18 protein-coding genes are annotated in these 16,763 nt (G+C 62.0%); 9 read left to right on the top strand and 9 right to left on the bottom strand.

Annotated elements, in window-relative coordinates; all coding sequences use genetic code 11:
* The first annotated feature begins 76 nt into the window (after window positions 1-76).
* Genes FEZ60_RS27635 through FEZ60_RS27650 form a run of 4 tightly spaced genes read left to right on the top strand, consistent with a single transcriptional unit; the run spans window position 77 to window position 3,579 of the window.
* Window positions 77-1,288, top strand: a complete 1,212-nt coding sequence (locus FEZ60_RS27635; RefSeq protein WP_033236973.1) for an amidohydrolase family protein — start codon at window positions 77-79, stop codon at window positions 1,286-1,288.
* A complete protein-coding gene (locus tag FEZ60_RS27640; protein WP_045064773.1) occupies window positions 1,275-1,694 on the top strand; it encodes a nuclear transport factor 2 family protein in 420 nt (139 codons plus the stop codon). The genes FEZ60_RS27635 and FEZ60_RS27640 overlap by 14 nt, the downstream gene beginning before the upstream one ends.
* Window positions 1,691-2,785 (top strand): acyl-CoA dehydrogenase family protein, encoded by a 1,095-nt coding sequence (locus tag FEZ60_RS27645; RefSeq protein WP_172937600.1) that lies wholly within the window; start codon window positions 1,691-1,693, stop codon window positions 2,783-2,785. The genes FEZ60_RS27640 and FEZ60_RS27645 overlap by 4 nt, the downstream gene beginning before the upstream one ends.
* The gene (locus FEZ60_RS27650; RefSeq protein WP_202026603.1) at window positions 2,782-3,579 is read left to right on the top strand and encodes an acyl-CoA dehydrogenase family protein; all 798 of its coding nucleotides are present in this window, start codon (window positions 2,782-2,784) and stop codon (window positions 3,577-3,579) included. The genes FEZ60_RS27645 and FEZ60_RS27650 overlap by 4 nt, the downstream gene beginning before the upstream one ends.
* 11 nt (window positions 3,580-3,590) lie before the next feature.
* On the opposite strand, the gene FEZ60_RS27655 is transcribed toward FEZ60_RS27650, so the two are convergent.
* The 3 genes from FEZ60_RS27655 to FEZ60_RS27665 are packed head-to-tail and all read right to left on the bottom strand — an operon-like array spanning window position 3,591 to window position 5,705.
* Window positions 3,591-4,154 carry a PaaI family thioesterase gene (locus tag FEZ60_RS27655; RefSeq protein ID WP_141485099.1) on the bottom strand — a complete coding sequence of 188 codons (564 nt, stop codon included), beginning with the start codon at window positions 4,152-4,154 and terminating at the stop codon, window positions 3,591-3,593.
* Window positions 4,132-4,761, bottom strand: coding sequence for a PaaI family thioesterase (locus FEZ60_RS27660; RefSeq protein ID WP_051730780.1), 630 nt, complete (start codon window positions 4,759-4,761; stop codon window positions 4,132-4,134). The genes FEZ60_RS27655 and FEZ60_RS27660 overlap by 23 nt, the downstream gene beginning before the upstream one ends.
* A gap of 17 nt (window positions 4,762-4,778) precedes the next feature.
* A complete protein-coding gene (locus FEZ60_RS27665; protein ID WP_033236977.1) occupies window positions 4,779-5,705 on the bottom strand; it encodes a TIGR03564 family F420-dependent LLM class oxidoreductase in 927 nt (308 codons plus the stop codon).
* Between the two features lie 198 nt (window positions 5,706-5,903).
* On the opposite strand from FEZ60_RS27665, the gene FEZ60_RS27670 reads away from it, so the two are divergent.
* Window positions 5,904-6,485 (top strand): nuclear transport factor 2 family protein, encoded by a 582-nt coding sequence (locus FEZ60_RS27670; RefSeq protein WP_045064780.1) that lies wholly within the window; start codon window positions 5,904-5,906, stop codon window positions 6,483-6,485.
* 57 nt (window positions 6,486-6,542) lie between these two features.
* Here FEZ60_RS27670 and FEZ60_RS27675 read toward each other — a convergent pair whose 3' ends face one another.
* Genes FEZ60_RS27675 through FEZ60_RS27685 form a run of 3 tightly spaced genes read right to left on the bottom strand, consistent with a single transcriptional unit; the run spans window position 6,543 to window position 9,493 of the window.
* Window positions 6,543-7,325, bottom strand: a complete 783-nt coding sequence (locus tag FEZ60_RS27675; RefSeq protein ID WP_033236979.1) for an enoyl-CoA hydratase — start codon at window positions 7,323-7,325, stop codon at window positions 6,543-6,545.
* A gap of 10 nt (window positions 7,326-7,335) precedes the next feature.
* Entirely contained in the window at window positions 7,336-8,511 is a 1,176-nt protein-coding gene (locus FEZ60_RS27680; RefSeq protein ID WP_033236980.1) for an acyl-CoA dehydrogenase family protein, read from the bottom strand.
* On the bottom strand, window positions 8,495-9,493 hold the full coding sequence (locus tag FEZ60_RS27685) for an acyl-CoA dehydrogenase family protein (protein WP_172937602.1): 999 nt from the start codon (window positions 9,491-9,493) through the stop codon (window positions 8,495-8,497). Before FEZ60_RS27685 ends, FEZ60_RS27680 begins: the two co-directional genes overlap by 17 nt.
* A 176-nt stretch (window positions 9,494-9,669) precedes the next feature.
* Here FEZ60_RS27685 and FEZ60_RS27690 point away from each other — a divergent pair, with 176 nt between their 5' ends.
* The 3 genes from FEZ60_RS27690 to FEZ60_RS27700 are packed head-to-tail and all read left to right on the top strand — an operon-like array spanning window position 9,670 to window position 12,329.
* Window positions 9,670-10,326, top strand: coding sequence for a TetR/AcrR family transcriptional regulator (locus tag FEZ60_RS27690; protein ID WP_230590427.1), 657 nt, complete (start codon window positions 9,670-9,672; stop codon window positions 10,324-10,326).
* Between the two features lie 56 nt (window positions 10,327-10,382).
* Window positions 10,383-11,207: an acyl-CoA thioesterase domain-containing protein gene (locus tag FEZ60_RS27695; RefSeq protein WP_172937603.1), complete on the top strand. Its 825-nt coding sequence runs from the start codon at window positions 10,383-10,385 to the stop codon at window positions 11,205-11,207.
* 42 nt (window positions 11,208-11,249) lie between these two features.
* Window positions 11,250-12,329, top strand: a complete 1,080-nt coding sequence (locus FEZ60_RS27700; protein ID WP_172937604.1) for a dihydrodipicolinate reductase — start codon at window positions 11,250-11,252, stop codon at window positions 12,327-12,329.
* Window positions 12,330-12,338: 9 nt separating this feature from the next.
* On the opposite strand, the gene FEZ60_RS27705 is transcribed toward FEZ60_RS27700, so the two are convergent.
* Genes FEZ60_RS27705 through FEZ60_RS27715 form a run of 3 tightly spaced genes read right to left on the bottom strand, consistent with a single transcriptional unit; the run spans window position 12,339 to window position 15,871 of the window.
* Entirely contained in the window at window positions 12,339-13,217 is an 879-nt protein-coding gene (locus FEZ60_RS27705; protein ID WP_045064784.1) for an AAA family ATPase, read from the bottom strand.
* Window positions 13,218-13,275: 58 nt separating this feature from the next.
* Window positions 13,276-14,415, bottom strand: a complete 1,140-nt coding sequence (locus FEZ60_RS27710) for a thiolase family protein (protein WP_033236985.1) — start codon at window positions 14,413-14,415, stop codon at window positions 13,276-13,278.
* Complete coding sequence (locus FEZ60_RS27715; RefSeq protein WP_045064786.1) at window positions 14,408-15,871, bottom strand: fatty acid--CoA ligase family protein; 1,464 nt, start codon at window positions 15,869-15,871, stop codon at window positions 14,408-14,410. Before FEZ60_RS27715 ends, FEZ60_RS27710 begins: the two co-directional genes overlap by 8 nt.
* 52 nt (window positions 15,872-15,923) lie before the next feature.
* Here FEZ60_RS27715 and FEZ60_RS27720 point away from each other — a divergent pair, with 52 nt between their 5' ends.
* A complete protein-coding gene (locus FEZ60_RS27720; RefSeq protein WP_033236987.1) occupies window positions 15,924-16,685 on the top strand; it encodes an SDR family NAD(P)-dependent oxidoreductase in 762 nt (253 codons plus the stop codon).
* Window positions 16,686-16,763 lie beyond the last annotated feature (78 nt).

Raw genomic sequence — 16,763 nt, forward strand, 5'->3', positions numbered from 1 at the left:
CACCGTCGAACCCGTCGTCTGACCCGATCTACCGATCGTCTGATCTTCTGATCTTCTGATCTCAAAGGGACTGAACATGATCACACTCAAAGCAGCGGGAATGCTCGACGTCGACAGCGGCGAGATAGTCCGGCCGGCCGTCATCAAGGTCGACGAAGGCAAGATCGTCGGAATCGGCGGAACACCCGAAGGCGAAATCGTCGACCTCGGCGACCAGATTCTTCTTCCCGGACTCATGGACATGGAGGTAAACCTGCTGATGGGTGGACGCGGCGAAAAGCCGGTCTACTCAACGGTTCAGGATGATCCGCCGCTCCGGATGCTGCGTGCCGTCGGCAACTCACGTCGCACTCTGCGCGCGGGTTTCACCACTGTTCGCAACCTGGGACTGTTCGTGAAAACCGGTGGCTACCTGCTCGACGTGGCTCTCGGCAAGGCAATCGATGCGGGTTGGGTCGACGGACCGCGAATCATCCCGGCCGGCCACGCGATCACTCCCACCGGTGGCCACCTCGATCCGACGATGTTCGCGGCGTTTGCTCCCGGCGTGTTGGACCTGACTATCGAAGAGGGCATCGCCAACGGTGTCGACGAGTGCCGTAAGGCTGTTCGCTACCAGATCAAGCACGGCGCTCAGTTGATCAAGGTCTGCGTTTCGGGTGGAGTCATGTCGCATACCGGACTACCTGGTGCGCAACACTATTCAAACGAAGAACTGCGTGCGATCGTGGACGAGGCGCACCGACGCGGTCTGCGTGTCGCGTCGCACACGCATGGTGCAGAAGCAGTGAAGGCGGCAATCGAAGCCGGCATCGACTGCATCGAGCACGGCTTCCTGGTCGACGACGAGGCCATCGCAATGATGGTCGAGCACGGCACCTTCCTGGTGCCGACCACGCGCTTGGCCGACGCCATGGATACCTCCAAGGCCGCGCCGGAGCTACAGGCCAAGGCAGCCGAAATGTTCCCGCGTGCAAGACTTTCGGTCAAGGCGGCATACGACGCCGGTGTGAAGATCGCCGTAGGCACCGATGCGCCGGCAATCCCGCACGGAAAGAATGCAGACGAACTGGTTGCCCTCGTCTCTCGCGGCATGAGCAACATCGCAGTGTTGCGGGCGGCCACCACCGTCGCGGCAGATCTGATCAACGTCACCGACCGTGGCCGTCTGGCCGAAGGTCTACTCGCCGACATCATTGCGGTACCCGGAGATCCGTTGGAGGACATCACGGTTACCCAGCGAGTCGGCTTCGTCATGAAGGGCGGAAAGATTTATGTCAACAACTGACGAGATCATGGAGATCTCGCAACTTCTCGCTCGCTATGCGGTCAACATGACCAAGGGCGATGTCGACGGTGTTGTCGCTGTGTTCACTCCGGACGGCACGTACAGCGCTTTCGGCGACAAGTACCCACTCGACGAGTTTCCCGCTCTGGTTGCGGCCGCTCCCCAGGGGCTGTTCATGACGGGGACACCCGTCGTCGAATTCACCGGTGCCGACACGGCAACCGGAAGCCAGACACTGTGCTTCGTCGATCATGCAACGCACGACATGCGGATCGGCTACTACAGCGATACGTACCTGCGCACCGAAGACGGTTGGCGGCTGCAGACGCGCGCGATGACGTTCCTGCGCCGCAACGGCGATCATGATTCGGGTATTCCTCACGCTTTCGATCGTCCGGGGGCATGAACGTCCCCGAATTTCGGTCGGCCGTTCAGACCTGGCTGGCCGAAAACGATCTCTCCCCCGGATCCGATCATTCGCTCGACGGTCAGGTAGAACAGCTCGGCCGCGTTCGAGGTGCACTGTTCGACGCGGGTTGGATGCGGTACGGCTGGCCCGGGGAGGTCGGCGGGCTCGGTGGGCCCGCTGTCCTGCGTGCGGTTCTCGGCGAGGAAGTTGCCACTCGCGACCTCGCCGAGCCCGGCATCTACTCGATGATCGAAGTCCTTGCTCCCACGATGATTTCGTACGCCCGGCCGGAGTTGGCAGCGGAAATGGTTCCGCGACTTCTCAGTGGACGTGAGCAATGGTGCCAGGGCTTCTCCGAACCCGGTTCGGGTAGCGATCTCGCGTCGCTGAGCACCCGGGCAGTCCGAGACGGGGAAAACTGGGTTGTCAACGGTCAGAAAGTCTGGACGTCGCTGGCTCAGTATTCGGCGCGATGTGTCCTGCTCACCCGTACCGGGCCGGGCCACGACGGAATTACCGCCTTCTTCGTCGACATGGACACTCCAGGCATCACCGTCCGGCCGCTGCGCACCATGCACGGAGTCGACGAGTTTGCCGAGGTCTACTTCGACGACGTCGTCGTTCCGGCGGACCGCATGCTCGGCAAGCCGGGCGACGGTTGGCGAGTGGCGATGGATCTACTGCCCCATGAGCGTTCCACGTGCTTCTGGCATCGGATCGCGTACCTGTTCTCCCGTCTGGATCAGCTGCTCGCCGAATCCGACACAGACGCAACAGATGACGCCGAACTCGGCGCCGCCTACCTGGCACTGCACACCGTGCGAGCCCGGTCCCTCGCGACACAAACCCGATTGGCGGAGGGCGCAAAGATCGGCCCGGAGACATCGATCGACAAGGTTCTGCTGGCGACCTCCGAGCAGCAGTTGTTCGATACCGTGCGCGACTTGTTGCCTGGCACCATCGAACTCGACGAGACGCCATGGCGGTCGGAGTTCCTGTACTCGCGTGCAGCCACCATCTACGGCGGTACAGCTGAAATTCAGCGCAACATCATCGCGCGGCGGCTGCTGGATCTGGGGAAGGAATGAGCATGCACGACGACGAGCTGAATCTGCTCACCGAAACGCTCCGCAAGACAATGCTCAGTGTGTCCGGCAGCAAACTCGATGCCGCCATGACCGAACTCGGTTGGACCGAGATGCTCACCGAAATGCCCGATGTAGCAGTGCCTCTGGTATTTCGCCTGCTCGGCGAGACCGGCGCCCATGCACCATTGGTCAACGACGTGGTGTTAGCCGATACCGCGCTGAGTCTGCCCGTGGGCGGTACCGTCGCGCTGCCGTACTCCGGTGAGCGCTGGGTCCTGTGGGAACGGAGTGAGGGACCCGGAACAACATTGGACACCGATGTTCCGCTGCGCGTCGTGGAGGCCGGTGATGCCGTCCCGCTCGCGGCAGGTCGCCGGGCACTCGGGTGGTGGTTGGTGGGTACCAGTCGCGCAATGCTCGATCTCGCCCGCACCCATGCCTTGAACCGCATGCAGTTCGGTAAGCCGGTGGCATCGTTCCAGGCTGTTCGTCATCGGCTTGCCGAGACGCTGGTCGCCATCGAGGGCGCGGAAGCAACGTTGAATACCGCCACCGACGACCTCGGCTCGCTGCTGGCGAAGGCCGCGGCCGGCAAAGCCGCTCTGACAACGGCCCGCCACTGCCAGCAAGTACTCGGCGGGATCGGTTTCACTGCCGAACACGACCTTCACCGTCACGTCCGTCGGGCCATGCTTCTCGACGGATTGCTCGGCAGTGCACGGGAACTCACCCGTGAGGCGGGGGCAACCATCCGAACTCAGGGATTTGCTCCACGTCTGACGCAACTGAGCTGAGCTCACACAAGTCAGGTCGTCGGCGGAGGCGCGTCACGGAAGAGCGCCTCCGCCGACACCGCCAGGTACCCGTCCACGGTGATCTCACCGTGAGCGCGGACCTTCTCGTCTTCATCGCTCATCCGACGACCGGTGATCACAACGCCTTCGAAGAGTGGGAGCGGCTGGTGGTAGCGCACCACCAGTTCCTCCAGAAGGGTCGATCCCTCCGGGTGTGTCAGGCCGAGTATGTGATCGAGCATCAGCGCCGACATCCCACCATGCACAAGTCCCTGCGGTCCTTGGTAGGGCAGGCCGAGCGAGCCGGTCGCCCGGACAGTGCCGTCAGGCAATCTCTCCATATCCAGGGGCGGTGCGAGGGCATTGCCTCTCCCACTGACAGGGTCACGGAACTCCACGGGTCCAGCGTTCTGCTCGAGCGCCGCTTCGATGCGGTCGAGTTCGTCGGCTACCGCGACCAGGGCGGGATCGTTCTCGTCCACCCTCAGGAGAAGGTCAGTCAATCGCCGCAGTCCGTCCGCCGCGTCGTCGATCGGTGACGGGTTAATCACGTCAGCCCTGTCGATCCTGGCCACGAGCCCCTCCTTCGCGCGGAACGATGAACAGTCCTTCTGCACTCACGCACAGGTCGTGTTCCCACCAGATTTCTCCACGGCACCACGACTTTCGGCCGTCTACGTACACATGCCAGGCCCGTACCGTCAGGTCGCAGCACACCGGCATCGGGTGGTGGTAGCGAAGCGTCAAACCTGCTGTCATGGCGGGGACTCCTGCTGCCATGTTCGCTTCCGCGAGAGCAACGTCGAGGACCATCGCCGCAAAACCCTCATGCACTACTCCGAGGGAACCCTGATGCGCGACCGAAAAAGTGACTGTCCCCTCGTTACCGTCGCCGATGTGACGCAAGTGGAGCGGAGCTGCAAGCACATTGGCGGATCCGACTACCGGACTGTATCGGACGATCCTGCCGATAGTGTTCATCTGATTCACCCGCTCCGCGGCAGAGCAGGAGCGAGCCTCGAGATCGTCAGCGAGAGCATGTATCCGCGAGGCCACGGCAGAGAGCCCCGGCATGTCGGAGCGGGCGGCCGCTACAGCCGCTGTCAGCCGCCGCACGGACGCAACAGCTCGGGCAACCTCATCCGAATCCTGCTGTGTCACCGTGTCCACGTCGTACCTCATTCGGTTCCTCCCGGAAGTTACCCTGTTACCGGAGTTGCCATTTCGGCGAGAAGATCAGTGGTCCGGCGGACGGATTCCTTCCGGTCCGCACCGACGGGGAAGACGGCAGCCCAGATATCGGTGGCGCCGGCGTCCACCAGGGACTGCAATTGTGCGCGCACCGATCGAGCGTTGCCGACAATCGCCACATCCGCTGGGCTGCTTGCTCCGCCAGCGTCGAGAACGCGTTGATAGTTGGGCATTCCGGCATACGCGGTGGCATTTGCAGCAACAGCGGCGCGAGCTTCGTCGGCATCGTCGTGAACCGCCACCGGCAACCCGGCGACAATTCGAGGCGCTGGGCGACCCGCAGATTCCGCAGCAGTATGGAGCGCGGGAGCGATGTGGGACTCGATCACCTTGCCCGACGCCATCCATAACACCGTGCCATCGGCGTATTGTCCTGCCACCCGCAACATGCGGGGCGACATGGCGGAGAGCAGCACCGGGACGTCGTGGACGACCTTGGCCATCCGGCCGGCACTGCGCGTCGACCAATCCGCGCCGCGGAAGTCGACGTCTTCCCCGCGAAGCAGTGCGGTGACGATCTGTACATATTCTTCGGTATTGCGACCCGGGCGGTCGTAGGACAAGCCGTACACGTCCCGGACCAGCGATTCGTGCGAAGGTCCGAGCCCCAATGTGAATCCCTTGCGTCCCATGGCCTCTGCTACGGCAGCAACGCGATTCGCCTGCAGCAGTGGATGGCACGGATAGGTCTGCAGAACAGCAGTTCCGAGTTCGATCGACGTCGTGGCCCGCCCGGCTACCGCAAGTGCAGTCAGCGGATCACCGGCGACCGTGCTGGCGTACCAGAGTGAGGTAAAACCGTCTGCCTCTGCTCGTTGTGCTTGCTGGACAATTTTGTCGGTGGACGAAGCGCCGCCGGTCAATCCGATTCGCATGATTCCTCCAAAGTTGGAGTGGCTGATCCCGGCCACCGTCTGGCGCGAATAATGCTGCCAGAGAATTGGGTTGGCCTCGACGGAGACATATGACCGCCGGTCGAATCACGCCACGATTGGACTATACAACTGTATAGTCCAATGCGTCTATCGCGGCAGACTTCCCACCGACATCACATCAGCTGAAATGAGCAGAGGATGACCCTCGACAACTCCACCGAGACCCAGCAGCTCGAGACACTACAGAAAGATGTTCGCTATCTCATGGATCGCACCGCGATCCTGGACTGCATCAGCCGGCACGCCCGCGGATGCGATCGACACGACATCGATCTCATCACCGCCGCGTACCACGACAACGGCGTCGACGAACATGGGTTCGCAACCAATACGGGTCCCGAATACGGTGAATGGGCGAACACTGCCCACGCCGAAACCTCGCAGGTACACACGCACAACATCACCACGCACTCGTGCGACATCGACGGCGAGGTCGCACATGCCGAAAGCTACGTCATCGTTGTCCTCGTCGGCAATGACGGCAAGAGCGCGCAATTCATCAGTGGACGCTATCTCGATCGCCTGGAACGGCGAGAGGGGCAGTGGCGCATTGCAGTTCGGAGATCAACCGTCGAGGCAATGTTCATCGCCGACGCACGGGTGCTGCAATCGCCCTTCTTCACAGAAAAGGGCTACCTCGTCGGCACCCGCGACCGCGAGGATTTGTCATACGAACGTCCGCTGACGTTGGAGAAGCCTGCACCCGCAAGGTGGGAATAACCCTGTGCGCCTTTCCGGTAGCGCGAACTACCAGAAAGGCGCACAGGGCCGAAGGCCCTACTTGATCTTTTCCTTCATCTCGTCCAACTTCACCAGGATCGGGTAGCCCGAAACGCTGAGGGCATTGCCGTGACCGGTCTGGTGGATGTCGAACACGGACTGCACGGCAGCATAGAAGCCCTGCACGTCGAGTGTCTGGTTGACTGCGCGCTTGGCCTGACGGAGGCCGAATGACGGCATCTCGGCAATCTGCAAGGCCATGGCGCGCGCCTCGGCATCGAGCTGATCGCGCGGCACAACCTTGTTGACCATGCCGGTCTTCTCAGCCTCTTCGGCCGTCACCGGACGACCGGTGAAGAGGATTTCCTTTGCCTTACGGGCGCCGAGTTCCCACGTGTGACCGTGGTATTCGACGCCGCCGATGCCCATCAACGCAACCGGATCGGAGAACAATGCGTCCTCGGAAGCAATGATGAGGTCGCACGGCCAGCACAGCATCAAGCCACCCGCGATGATGCGCCCCTGAACCGCTGCGATCGACGGCTTGGGAGTGTTGCGCCAGCGCAACGTGTATTCCAGGTATCGACGGCTTTCGGCGCGGTAGATCCATTCCAAGGTGATTTCCTTGGGCGAGGGCCAACGATCATTGAGGTCGTGACCGGCCGAGAAGTGCTTGCCTTCGGCGCGAACTACGATCACCGCGACGTCGTCGTCCTCGGCCGCACGGGTCCAGGCTGCGTCGAGTTCGTCGAGCAACTGCATGTTCTGGACGTTCGCAACTTCGGGACGGTTGAGGGTGATGGTCGCGATCTTGTCGGCCACCTCGTAGAGAATGTACATGTCAGGCTCCTCAGCTTCGGGGAAGGCCGAGCACGCGCTCGGCGACGATAGTGCGCTGGATTTCGGAGGTTCCACCGGCGATCGTGCCGGCGAAGCTTCGTGCATAACGTTCGAACCAACTCGAACTGAAGGCCTCGTTGTCCATCGGGTTGTACGCCGACGTCAAAGCCGGATGAACCAAACCTTCGGGTCCGGCGGCGATCAAGGCTTCTTCCGAAGAGCGTTGTACAGCTTCGGAACCGAGCAGTTTGAGTATCGACAGGGCGGCCACGTCCTGTTCACCGCGAGCAGCGCGCGCCAACGCTGCCGAACCAAGCAGACGCAGCGCCTGATGGTCCATCACGAGCGTCGCGTAGTGATCCCGGTCGATGTCCGTCGCCGGATGGAAGTCCGCCATCAGATCTTGCAGGCGATCGGCAAAGCTGAGCCACAACAGGTTTCGCTCGTGTCCGAGCGAACCGGTTGCCACTGACCACCCCTTGTTCAGTTCACCGATCAGGTTCTCTGCCGGAACTTTCACATCGGTGAAAAACACTTCGTTGAAGTCGAGATCATCGTCTGCGCAGATGGATGCAAAGGGCCGGCGAACCAAGCCTGGTGAGTCGGTGGGGATCATCAGCACACTGATGCCCTGATGCTTGGGGGCGTCGGGATCGGTGCGGACGAAGGTCAGGATCACGTCGGCGTCATGCGCGCCGGATGTCCAGACCTTCTGACCGTTGACCACAAAATGGTCTCCGTCACGATCGGCACGGGTGCGCAGCGACGCAAGATCCGAACCTGCGCCTGGCTCGCTCATGCCGAGTGCAGCGGTGATCTCAGCACGCAAAATCGGTGCGGCCCACTGCTTTTTCTGCTCCTCGGTTCCGAACGAGAGCAACGACGCGGCGATGATGCCCAGTCCTTGCGGATTGAAGCTGTGATAGATCCGCCGCTTCGACAGTTCCTCCAGATGCACGTACTGCTCGAGGATCCCAGCATTGCGCCCACCGAATTCCGGCGGGTTGCCCGGTAACAGCCAACCGTTGTCGAACTGCAGACGCTGCCATTCGCGCGCCCACTGCGGAATATCCGCGCTGGATCCGGCGCGCTCCGCGGCCTGCGCCTCGCTGGGAAGATTCTCGTCCAGGAAAGCGCGGAACTCTGCCCGGAATTCCTCGACGTCGGCGTCAAAGTTGAGTTGCACGGTACTCCTCGGCGATCAGCGCCCGATGCTGTGCCGCACCGCCGAGCAGTAGCTCACCGGCTTTGGCACGCTTGAGCGCAAACTGTAGGTCGTTTTCCCAGGTGAAGCTCATCGCTCCGAACAGCTGCATTCCGTTGCGGAACACCAACGATTGGCACTCCCCGGCTGCAGCCTTGGCCATGGACGCGGCCAGCCGCCGTCTCGGGTCGTTCTCGGCAATCGTCAGCGCTGCGTAGTACGCGAGGGCACGGGCACGCTCGATTGCGAGGTGCATGTCGGCAGCTTTGTGCTGGACAGCCTGGAACGATCCGATGAGGGAACCGAACTGCTTGCGGTTCCGCACATGGTCGAGTGCAAGATCAAGGACGCGCTGACACGCTCCGACTGTCGCGAGCGCCATTCCGGTGAGCGCGAGGTCCATGGCCCGTGCCGGATCTGCGCTACTGCGCTGGTCGACGCCGACCCGCACGCCGTCGAACGACACTTCCGCAACATGAAGTACCGGATCGAAAATCGGACTGCGCGTCGCTGTGACGTCCGCGGCCGGAACAACAAAGACTCCCGCCGACGTGACGACGGCCAACTTCTCGGCGCGATCACCGTCGAGTACGCGGTGCGCCGTGCCGTCCAGACGCCACCCGTTTCCGTCACGGCTGGCACTGACGCCCTCGAATACTGCCGTTCCCGGCTGCTCAGGATCGATCGGCTCACTCGAAAGTGGAGCAAATTGTGTCATTGTCGCCAGGTAGGGAGTGGGATCCGTCGCTCGGCCCAACTCTTCCAAGACGATTGCCAATTCAACTGCGGTATCAGGATCGGTCAACTCGGTCCAACCGAGCGAAACGTAAGTTTTCCAAATTTGTATCGGGTTGGCGTCGTTGTCGACGACCTCCCGGATCAGCGACGACGGGCATTCCTTTGCCGTCACTTCGCGCACGGTGTTTTGCCATAGTCGCTGATCGGAGTCGAACTCGAAGAGCATCCCGAACTGCCTCCCTGTCGGAGCTGCGGTGCATTATTGTTTGAGAATAGCATTCTCGCTTAGCGATAGTAATAGTCTCGAAAATGTAAATAACACTTGGTCGTTCCACTGTGACACAGACATCTCCGGTACAGTGCAAACATGTTTTTGACAATCGGAAGGGGGCTGGTGCAGTGGTGACCACGCCCAGCGAAGAGCCGGCATGGAAGCAACGGTCGGTCGAGCGTTCCATCAAGACCGCAAAGCTTCGCGCAGAGCAACGCGTGCAGCGATTTCTCGATGCGGCACAGTCGATCATCACCGAAAAAGGCACCACCGACTTCACCGTGCAAGAGGTGGTCGACCGGTCCAAACTGTCCTTGCGTAGCTTCTACCTCCAATTCGACGGTAAGCACGAACTACTGTTGGCATTGTTCGAAGACGCCCTGAGCCGTAGCGCCGAACAGATCCGTGCAGCGACCGCCGGTACATCCGAACCGATGGACCAACTCAAGATCGCAGTCGAGCTCCTTTTCGAGTTCTGTCGTCCCGACCCGGCTGCTCAGCGTCCGCTGTTCACCGATTTCGCCCCCCAGTTGCTGCTGTCGCATCCGGCCGAGGTCAAGGTTGCCCACTCCTCGCTTCTCGCGTTCTTTGTCGAACTGATGGAGAAGGTGAGCGAAGCAGGACAGTTGCGCGAGGGCGTCAACCCCCGCCGAATTGCCGCCATGACCATGCAGACGGTGATGTTCATTGCGCAGTCCAGCGGCGCCCCGGACGACGCGACCGTCCATCCCATTTCCTCCGACGAGGTCTGGGCCTTCTGTTCACAGGGGTTCGCACACAAGGGCTGAAAAACAGGATTGAGAACTTCATTCTCAATTGAGAAAATTTTATATACACTCGGCCGATGTCCGAGTTATGGAACGACCTCCTAGCCTGCCTCGACCTGCAACCGCAGACCGGACGAACTGATACCGACGAGAATGCGGCCACCCTCGTTTTCGAGGGTCCCAACCTGCATTTGACGTACCACCGACTTTTCGGCGGGCAAATTCTCGGTCAGTTCGTCCGCGCGGCCGAATTGACCTGTCCGAACAAGAGCATCAAGTCGCTTCATTCCCTGTTTGCCAGGGAAGGCAGCGCCGACGAAACCGTCCGCTACGAAGTGACGCGTCAACACGAAGGCCGTTCCTTCGCAACATTGACCATCGTTGCGCGCCAATCCAAAGGCGTCATCGCCACGTCCCTGATCTCCATGCATGCTCCCGAGGACGGCCCGGATCGTCAGTCAGAGAACACAATTGCGTCGCCACTCGGCGAAGAGTTCCGGACCGACGTCGACCTGATCCCGTGGGAAATACGCACCGACGTCGACCTCAACTCCACCGACACCGGCGCGCCCGAGTTCGAAATGTGGATGCGCACCCCACCGGTCAGCCAGAACCTCGCACCCGCCATCGCCACCTACGCCACCGACCTCACGCTGATCGGCACCGCACTACGCCCGGTCGACGGATTGAGCCAACTCGGCAACGGAACCACCTTCACGTCCGCAGTCACCTCACACAATCTGTGGTTTCACCGACCCTTCACGACCGACTCGTGGCTATTGCTGCGTCAGGACAGCCCCGTGACTGCTCACGGGCGCTGCTTCGGCCGCGGCGACGTGTACTCCGAGGACGGCAACCTCGTTGCCTCGTATGCACAGGAAGCCCTGCTCCGCCTACCGTGACAACCGATTCTCGGTAGCACCGACCGATCAGTTAGGTGTGACATGAGTTCAAATACGCTGTCCGACAGCGCTGTTCAGAGAACCTCTGCCGTGAGACCCTACCGGGTGGTTCAGTGGGCGACCGGCAACATCGGCACCCGCTCGTTGCGCGGCGTCATCGAACATTCAAATCTGGAATTGGCCGGGGTATACGTGCATTCGGCTGACAAGGCCGGTCGTGACGCCGGTGAACTGTGCGGTATCGACGACGCCGGGGTGGTCGCCACCACCAGCATCGACGACGTCATCGGGCTGGCCGCGGATTGTGTGCTGTACATGCCACGCCAGTTCGACGCCGACGAAGTATGCCGCATTCTCGCGGCCGGCTCGAACATCGTCACCACTCGTGGAGAATTTCACTACCCTGCCGGCATGGACCCAGCACTGCGCGAGCGGATCGAAGCCGCGTGCCGAACCGGAGGAACGTCGATCCACAGCACCGGCAGCAGTCCCGGATTTGTGACCGAGGCACTCCCCCTGGTGTTGAGCTCGATTCAACGTCGCCTGAACCACCTCGCGATCAGTGAATTCGCCGATCTCTCCCAACGTAATTCACCCGGGATACTCTTCGATGTCATGGGATTCGGGCTCACCCCGACCGATTTCGACGAGAACCGAATCGCACACGTGAAGTCGAACTTCGGTCCGTCTCTCCAGCTGGTCGCCGAGTCGATCCTCATGCCGCTGGACTCCGTGGACGCCCACGGCGAGCTGGCCACCACCCGAACTACAGTCCAGATCGCAGCGGGAACCCTGGAGGCGGGCACCGTTGCCGCTCAACGGATCACCGTGAGCGGCAAACATGCCGGCCGAGAACTGCTGAGCTTCTGCGCAACGTGGTACTGCTCGAGCGAACTCGACGTGGATTGGAAGATTCGTGACACCGGCTGGCACATCGACGTCGACGGCGATGCGCCACTCGACATCGATCTTCGTTTCCCCATCCCCTTGGAGAGGATGAGCGAGACCGCGCCGGCCTACACGGCAAACCGGGCAGTCAACGCCATTCCTTCTGTCTGTGATGCAGCTCCGGGAATTCTTACGACACACGACCTTCCGCAGATTGTCGCAGATCTGAGCTAGCTGGCTTTCCTACGTTCCGAGCAGTCGCGCCGCAGCGGTGTACGCATCGCTGCGGCCCGCTGCGACGGCGGCGGCAAGTTCGTCGAGGTCTGCGTGGGCACGCAGCCTCGATTGCGCCAACGACAGAATCTGCACCCTTGCCCGAGCCGTTCGCCGGGCAAGGGTGTCTGCACGCTGGTGAGCGTCGATGGCATCAGCCAGTTCTTCCGCACCAACACCTTTGGACGCAATCAGCTTGAGAATGGGGACGCCGGCCTCGGCGCGCAAGTCGCGGACGGTCTGATCCGCACCCTCTCGATCCGCTTTGTTCACGACCAGGATGTCGGCAACCTCGAGCAGTCCGGCCTTGGCCGCTTGAACTGCATCCCCCGCACCGGGATTGAGAACGACCACTGCGGGATCGGCGATGGCCGAGATCTCGATTTCGGACTGCCCGACGCCCACCGATTCGAGCAGAATCAGATCGTAGTCGAGCGCCGCGAGGAGGCGGATCGCTGCGGGTACGGCAACGGCCAGACCGCCCAGGTGACCGCGAGTGGCCACCGAGCGGATGAGGACGTCGGCGTCGTCGATGTGCTCTGCCATCCTGATTCGATCGCCCAACAATGCCCCGCCGCTGTACGGCGAGGAAGGATCGACCGCAAGAACGGCAACCCGCAGTCCGCGATGACGATAGGCCCGCACGAGGACTGCGATGGTGGTCGACTTGCCTGCGCCCGGCGGACCGGTCACTCCGACCACCCGCACCGGTCGTGAGCCGACGATGTCGAGAACTTCTTCGCGCCGACTACTCTCGACCAGACTCAACAACCTGCCCGCGGCGCGCAGTGAACCTGAGCGCGCCGCGGTGACAAGATCCTCGATCGTTGCAACGGTAATTACAGTCATCGAGTACTCGAATACCTCTCGGCCCCAGTCGAAATACCAGTCGATCTCGCAGTCGACGTCACGGAGCCGGAACCTCGATGACAACCGCCGAACCCATACCGCCACCGGCGCACATGGCTGCCACACCGATTCCGCCGCCGCGGCGTCGCAGCTCGTGCACCAGGGTCACCAGCATGCGCGCACCGGTGGCTGCCACGGGATGCCCGAGAGAACATCCACTGCCGCTGACATTTACACGATCGGCATCGATTCCGAGCATCTTGATCGTCGCCACGCACATAGCTGCGAACGCCTCGTTGATCTCGAACAGATCCACGTCGGCCAGCGACATTCCCGCGCGTGCCAACGCCTTCGGAATTGCCTCGACAGGAGCCAGACCCGTGAATGCGGGATCGACCGCGACGGATGCCCACGACTTTACCGTTCCCAGTCCCGGCATCCCCAGATCGCTGCTGGCGATGGTGAGAACCGCAGCAGCATCGTTGGCGCCGCTCGCATTTCCGGCGGTGATGCTGAAGCCTTCGATCTCGGGGTGCAGCACCTTGAGCGAGCCGAGCTTCTCCAGGCTCGTCTCACGGCGCGGATGCTCGTCGACGGAGAAGAGTCCGTGCGGTGTGCTGATGGGCACGATCTCTTCTTTGAACCGCCCCTCGTCAATGGCGCTCACTGCCTTCTGGTGCGAGAGCAGAGCCCACGCGTCCATGTCCTCGCGCGAGACTCCGGCCTTCACCGCGGCATTCCAGCCCACCGTGATCGACATGTCCTTGTTCGGCGCATCGGGGCGATCCGGGTGCGTCGGGGACATCCACGGCACAAATTCGCCGTCGACGCGGAACAACGACCGCGGGCTGGTCGACGAGGAGTTGACGCCACCGGCGATGATCAGCTTGTCCATCCCGGAACGGATGGACCCTGCAGCGGCCTGCACGGCGCCCAGGCTAGCCGCACAGTGCCGGTTCAGTGCCAGGCCTGGCACCGTAGTCAGGCCCGCGGTAATTGCCGCGTGGCGGGCGATCACGCCGCCGCCGTACAGTCCCTCGGCGAGCATGACGTCGTCGATCTGACTCGCGTCGAGAGTTTCTGCTGCCGCCGCGACGACATGGTGCGCGAGGTCGTGAGCGGTGGTGTCTCGCAACGTTCCCTTACCCGCGGTACCGATGGGGGTTCGCAGAGCGGAGACGATAATTGCTTCAGGCATGGGTGTTCTCCAATTCGGCCAGCAGAACGCGGCGCAGTAGTTTTCCGGTTTCGGTCTTCGGGAGTTCGTGTCGGAACACGACGATGTCGGGAGTCTTGGACGATCGCAGTCGTTCCTTGACCCACGCCTTGATCTCTGCCTGATCGACCTCACCGACGAGAACAGCAACTATCCGCTGTCCCCATTCAGGATCCGGAACGCCGATCACAGCAGCCTCGATGATGGCGGGATGCGCAAGAAGCACGTCCTCGATTTCTGCGGGGGCGATGTTCTCACCCCCTCGGATGATGGTGTCGTCCGCGCGCCCCTCGATGAACAGGAAACCGTCGGAGTCGAGTCGGCCGAGATCACGCGTGGCGAACCAGCCGTTCTCGTCGAGGACGCTCCGATTTCCGTACTCACCGGAAATCTGCTCGCCTCGAACGAACACCAGGCCGGTAACCCCGGCACCGACCGGATCACCGTCCTCGCTGCGCACCTCGATTTCGATGCCCGGCAGCGTTTTTCCGACCGATCCGAGACGATCACGCACTGCCGGATCGGTAGAGGCAAACGCAATCCGGTGATCGTCGGGGCCGAGAACTGCCACCGACGACGCTGTCTCCGTGAGTCCGTAGGCATTGACGAATCCGGTATCCGGGAAGCTTCGCAGCGCGTGCTCGAGTACCGGCCGGGGTGTTCTCGATCCGCCGTACGCCAAACTTGCCAGCGAGGGAGTATTTGCATCGTTCTCCCCCAATTCGGCGACAACACGCGCCAGCATCGTGGGAACGAGCATTGCGTGAGTGACGCTTTGGCTCCGGACGGTGTCGAGCCACACGTTGGCGTCGAAAGCGGCCAGATAGACGATCCGACGCCCGGTGTAGAGGTTCGAGAGCAGGTTCGTCAGACCGGCGATGTGGTAGGGCGGAACAGAGACCAACGACGCGTCGCTCTCGTCGGCCGACGAGAACTCCATGGTGTTGAGCACGTAAGCAAGTAGATGCCGATGCCGGAGTATCGCGGGCTTGGGATCAGCGGTGGTTCCGCTGGTGTAGATGATTGCGGCGACGCTGTCACCGTCCCACTGTGGAGCCGGAGCATCGGATGGAGCCGGAGCTTCGGATTCGGCCGAATCCTGCTGTATCGCTTCGATGTCGATCAGTTCGTCGAGATCGTCGAGACGCAGCACCAGTGCACCGGGGTGGCGGTCGATCAGGGCAGTCAACTGCTGATCGCCCAATCGGTAGTTGAGTGGCACGAACGGAACCCCGGCCATCGCGGCGCCGAACAGCGCGACGGGGTACGCGAGGTGGTTGGTGCCGAGGTAGAGCACGGCAGGGTATTGCCGGAATCGGTCGGCGGCGCGGCGGGCAAGGGCAAGGAGTTGCGCGGCGGTCAATGACCGATTTTCGACGGTCACTACGGCCCGATCGCAACTCGATGCGGCCATTTCTGCAATCATGGTGATGTTCATGAGAACATTATTCTCTCAACAGAGATCAATACTTGCAAGAAGGGAAATCAAAATGCAGATCAACGGTTGTTCCGCCATCGTCGTCGGTGGCACCGGAGGGCTCGGCGAGGCTACGGTTCGCCGTCTCCACTCGGAGGGAGCCAAGGTCGTCGTGGCCGACGTTGCCGACGACAAGGGCAAGGAACTCGAACGCGAACTCGGCGTTCGATACGTCCGCACCGATGCCGGCGACGAAGACAGCGTTCTTGCCGCAATCGCCGAAGCCGAATCACTGGGTCCGCTGCGCATCTCGGTCGACTGCCACGGCGGCCCCGCCGGTGGCGGCCGCCTGGTCGGCAAGGACGGCAGCGCCATGAGCCTCGAGGCGTTCACGACCACGATCAATTCGTACTTGATCTCGGTGTTCAACGTGATGCGCCTGTCGGCAGCAGCGATGGGTCGTCAGGAGGCTCTCGAGAGTGGGCGCGGCGTCATCATCAATACGGCGTCCATCGCCGCGTACGAAGGCCAGATCGGCCAGCTGCCATACTCCGCAGCCAAGGGCGGAGTTGTCGGCATGACTCTTGTTGCCGCACGCGACCTCTCGCCGCTCGGCATCCGCGTCGTGACGATCGCTCCCGGCACTTTCCTGACGCCCGCCTACGGAAAGGCCGGCGATCAGCTCGAGGCGTACTGGGGACCGCAGGTTCCGCATCCCCAGCGCATGGGCCGCTCGCCGGAGTACGCCACGCTGGTCTCCTCGATCGTGGAGAACGACTACCTCAACGGCGAGGTCATCCGCCTCGACGGCGCACTGCGGTTCCCCCCGAAGTAAATTGCCGGACCGCGACGCCAGGGGGCGTCGACGCCAGTGCGACGCCCCCGACCGTTCGCGAAACACTATGAAAACCTT

Origin of the sequence: Rhodococcus sp. MS16 (genome assembly GCF_013277795.1) — a bacterium.
Classification (GTDB): domain Bacteria; phylum Actinomycetota; class Actinomycetes; order Mycobacteriales; family Mycobacteriaceae; genus Rhodococcus_F; species Rhodococcus_F globerula.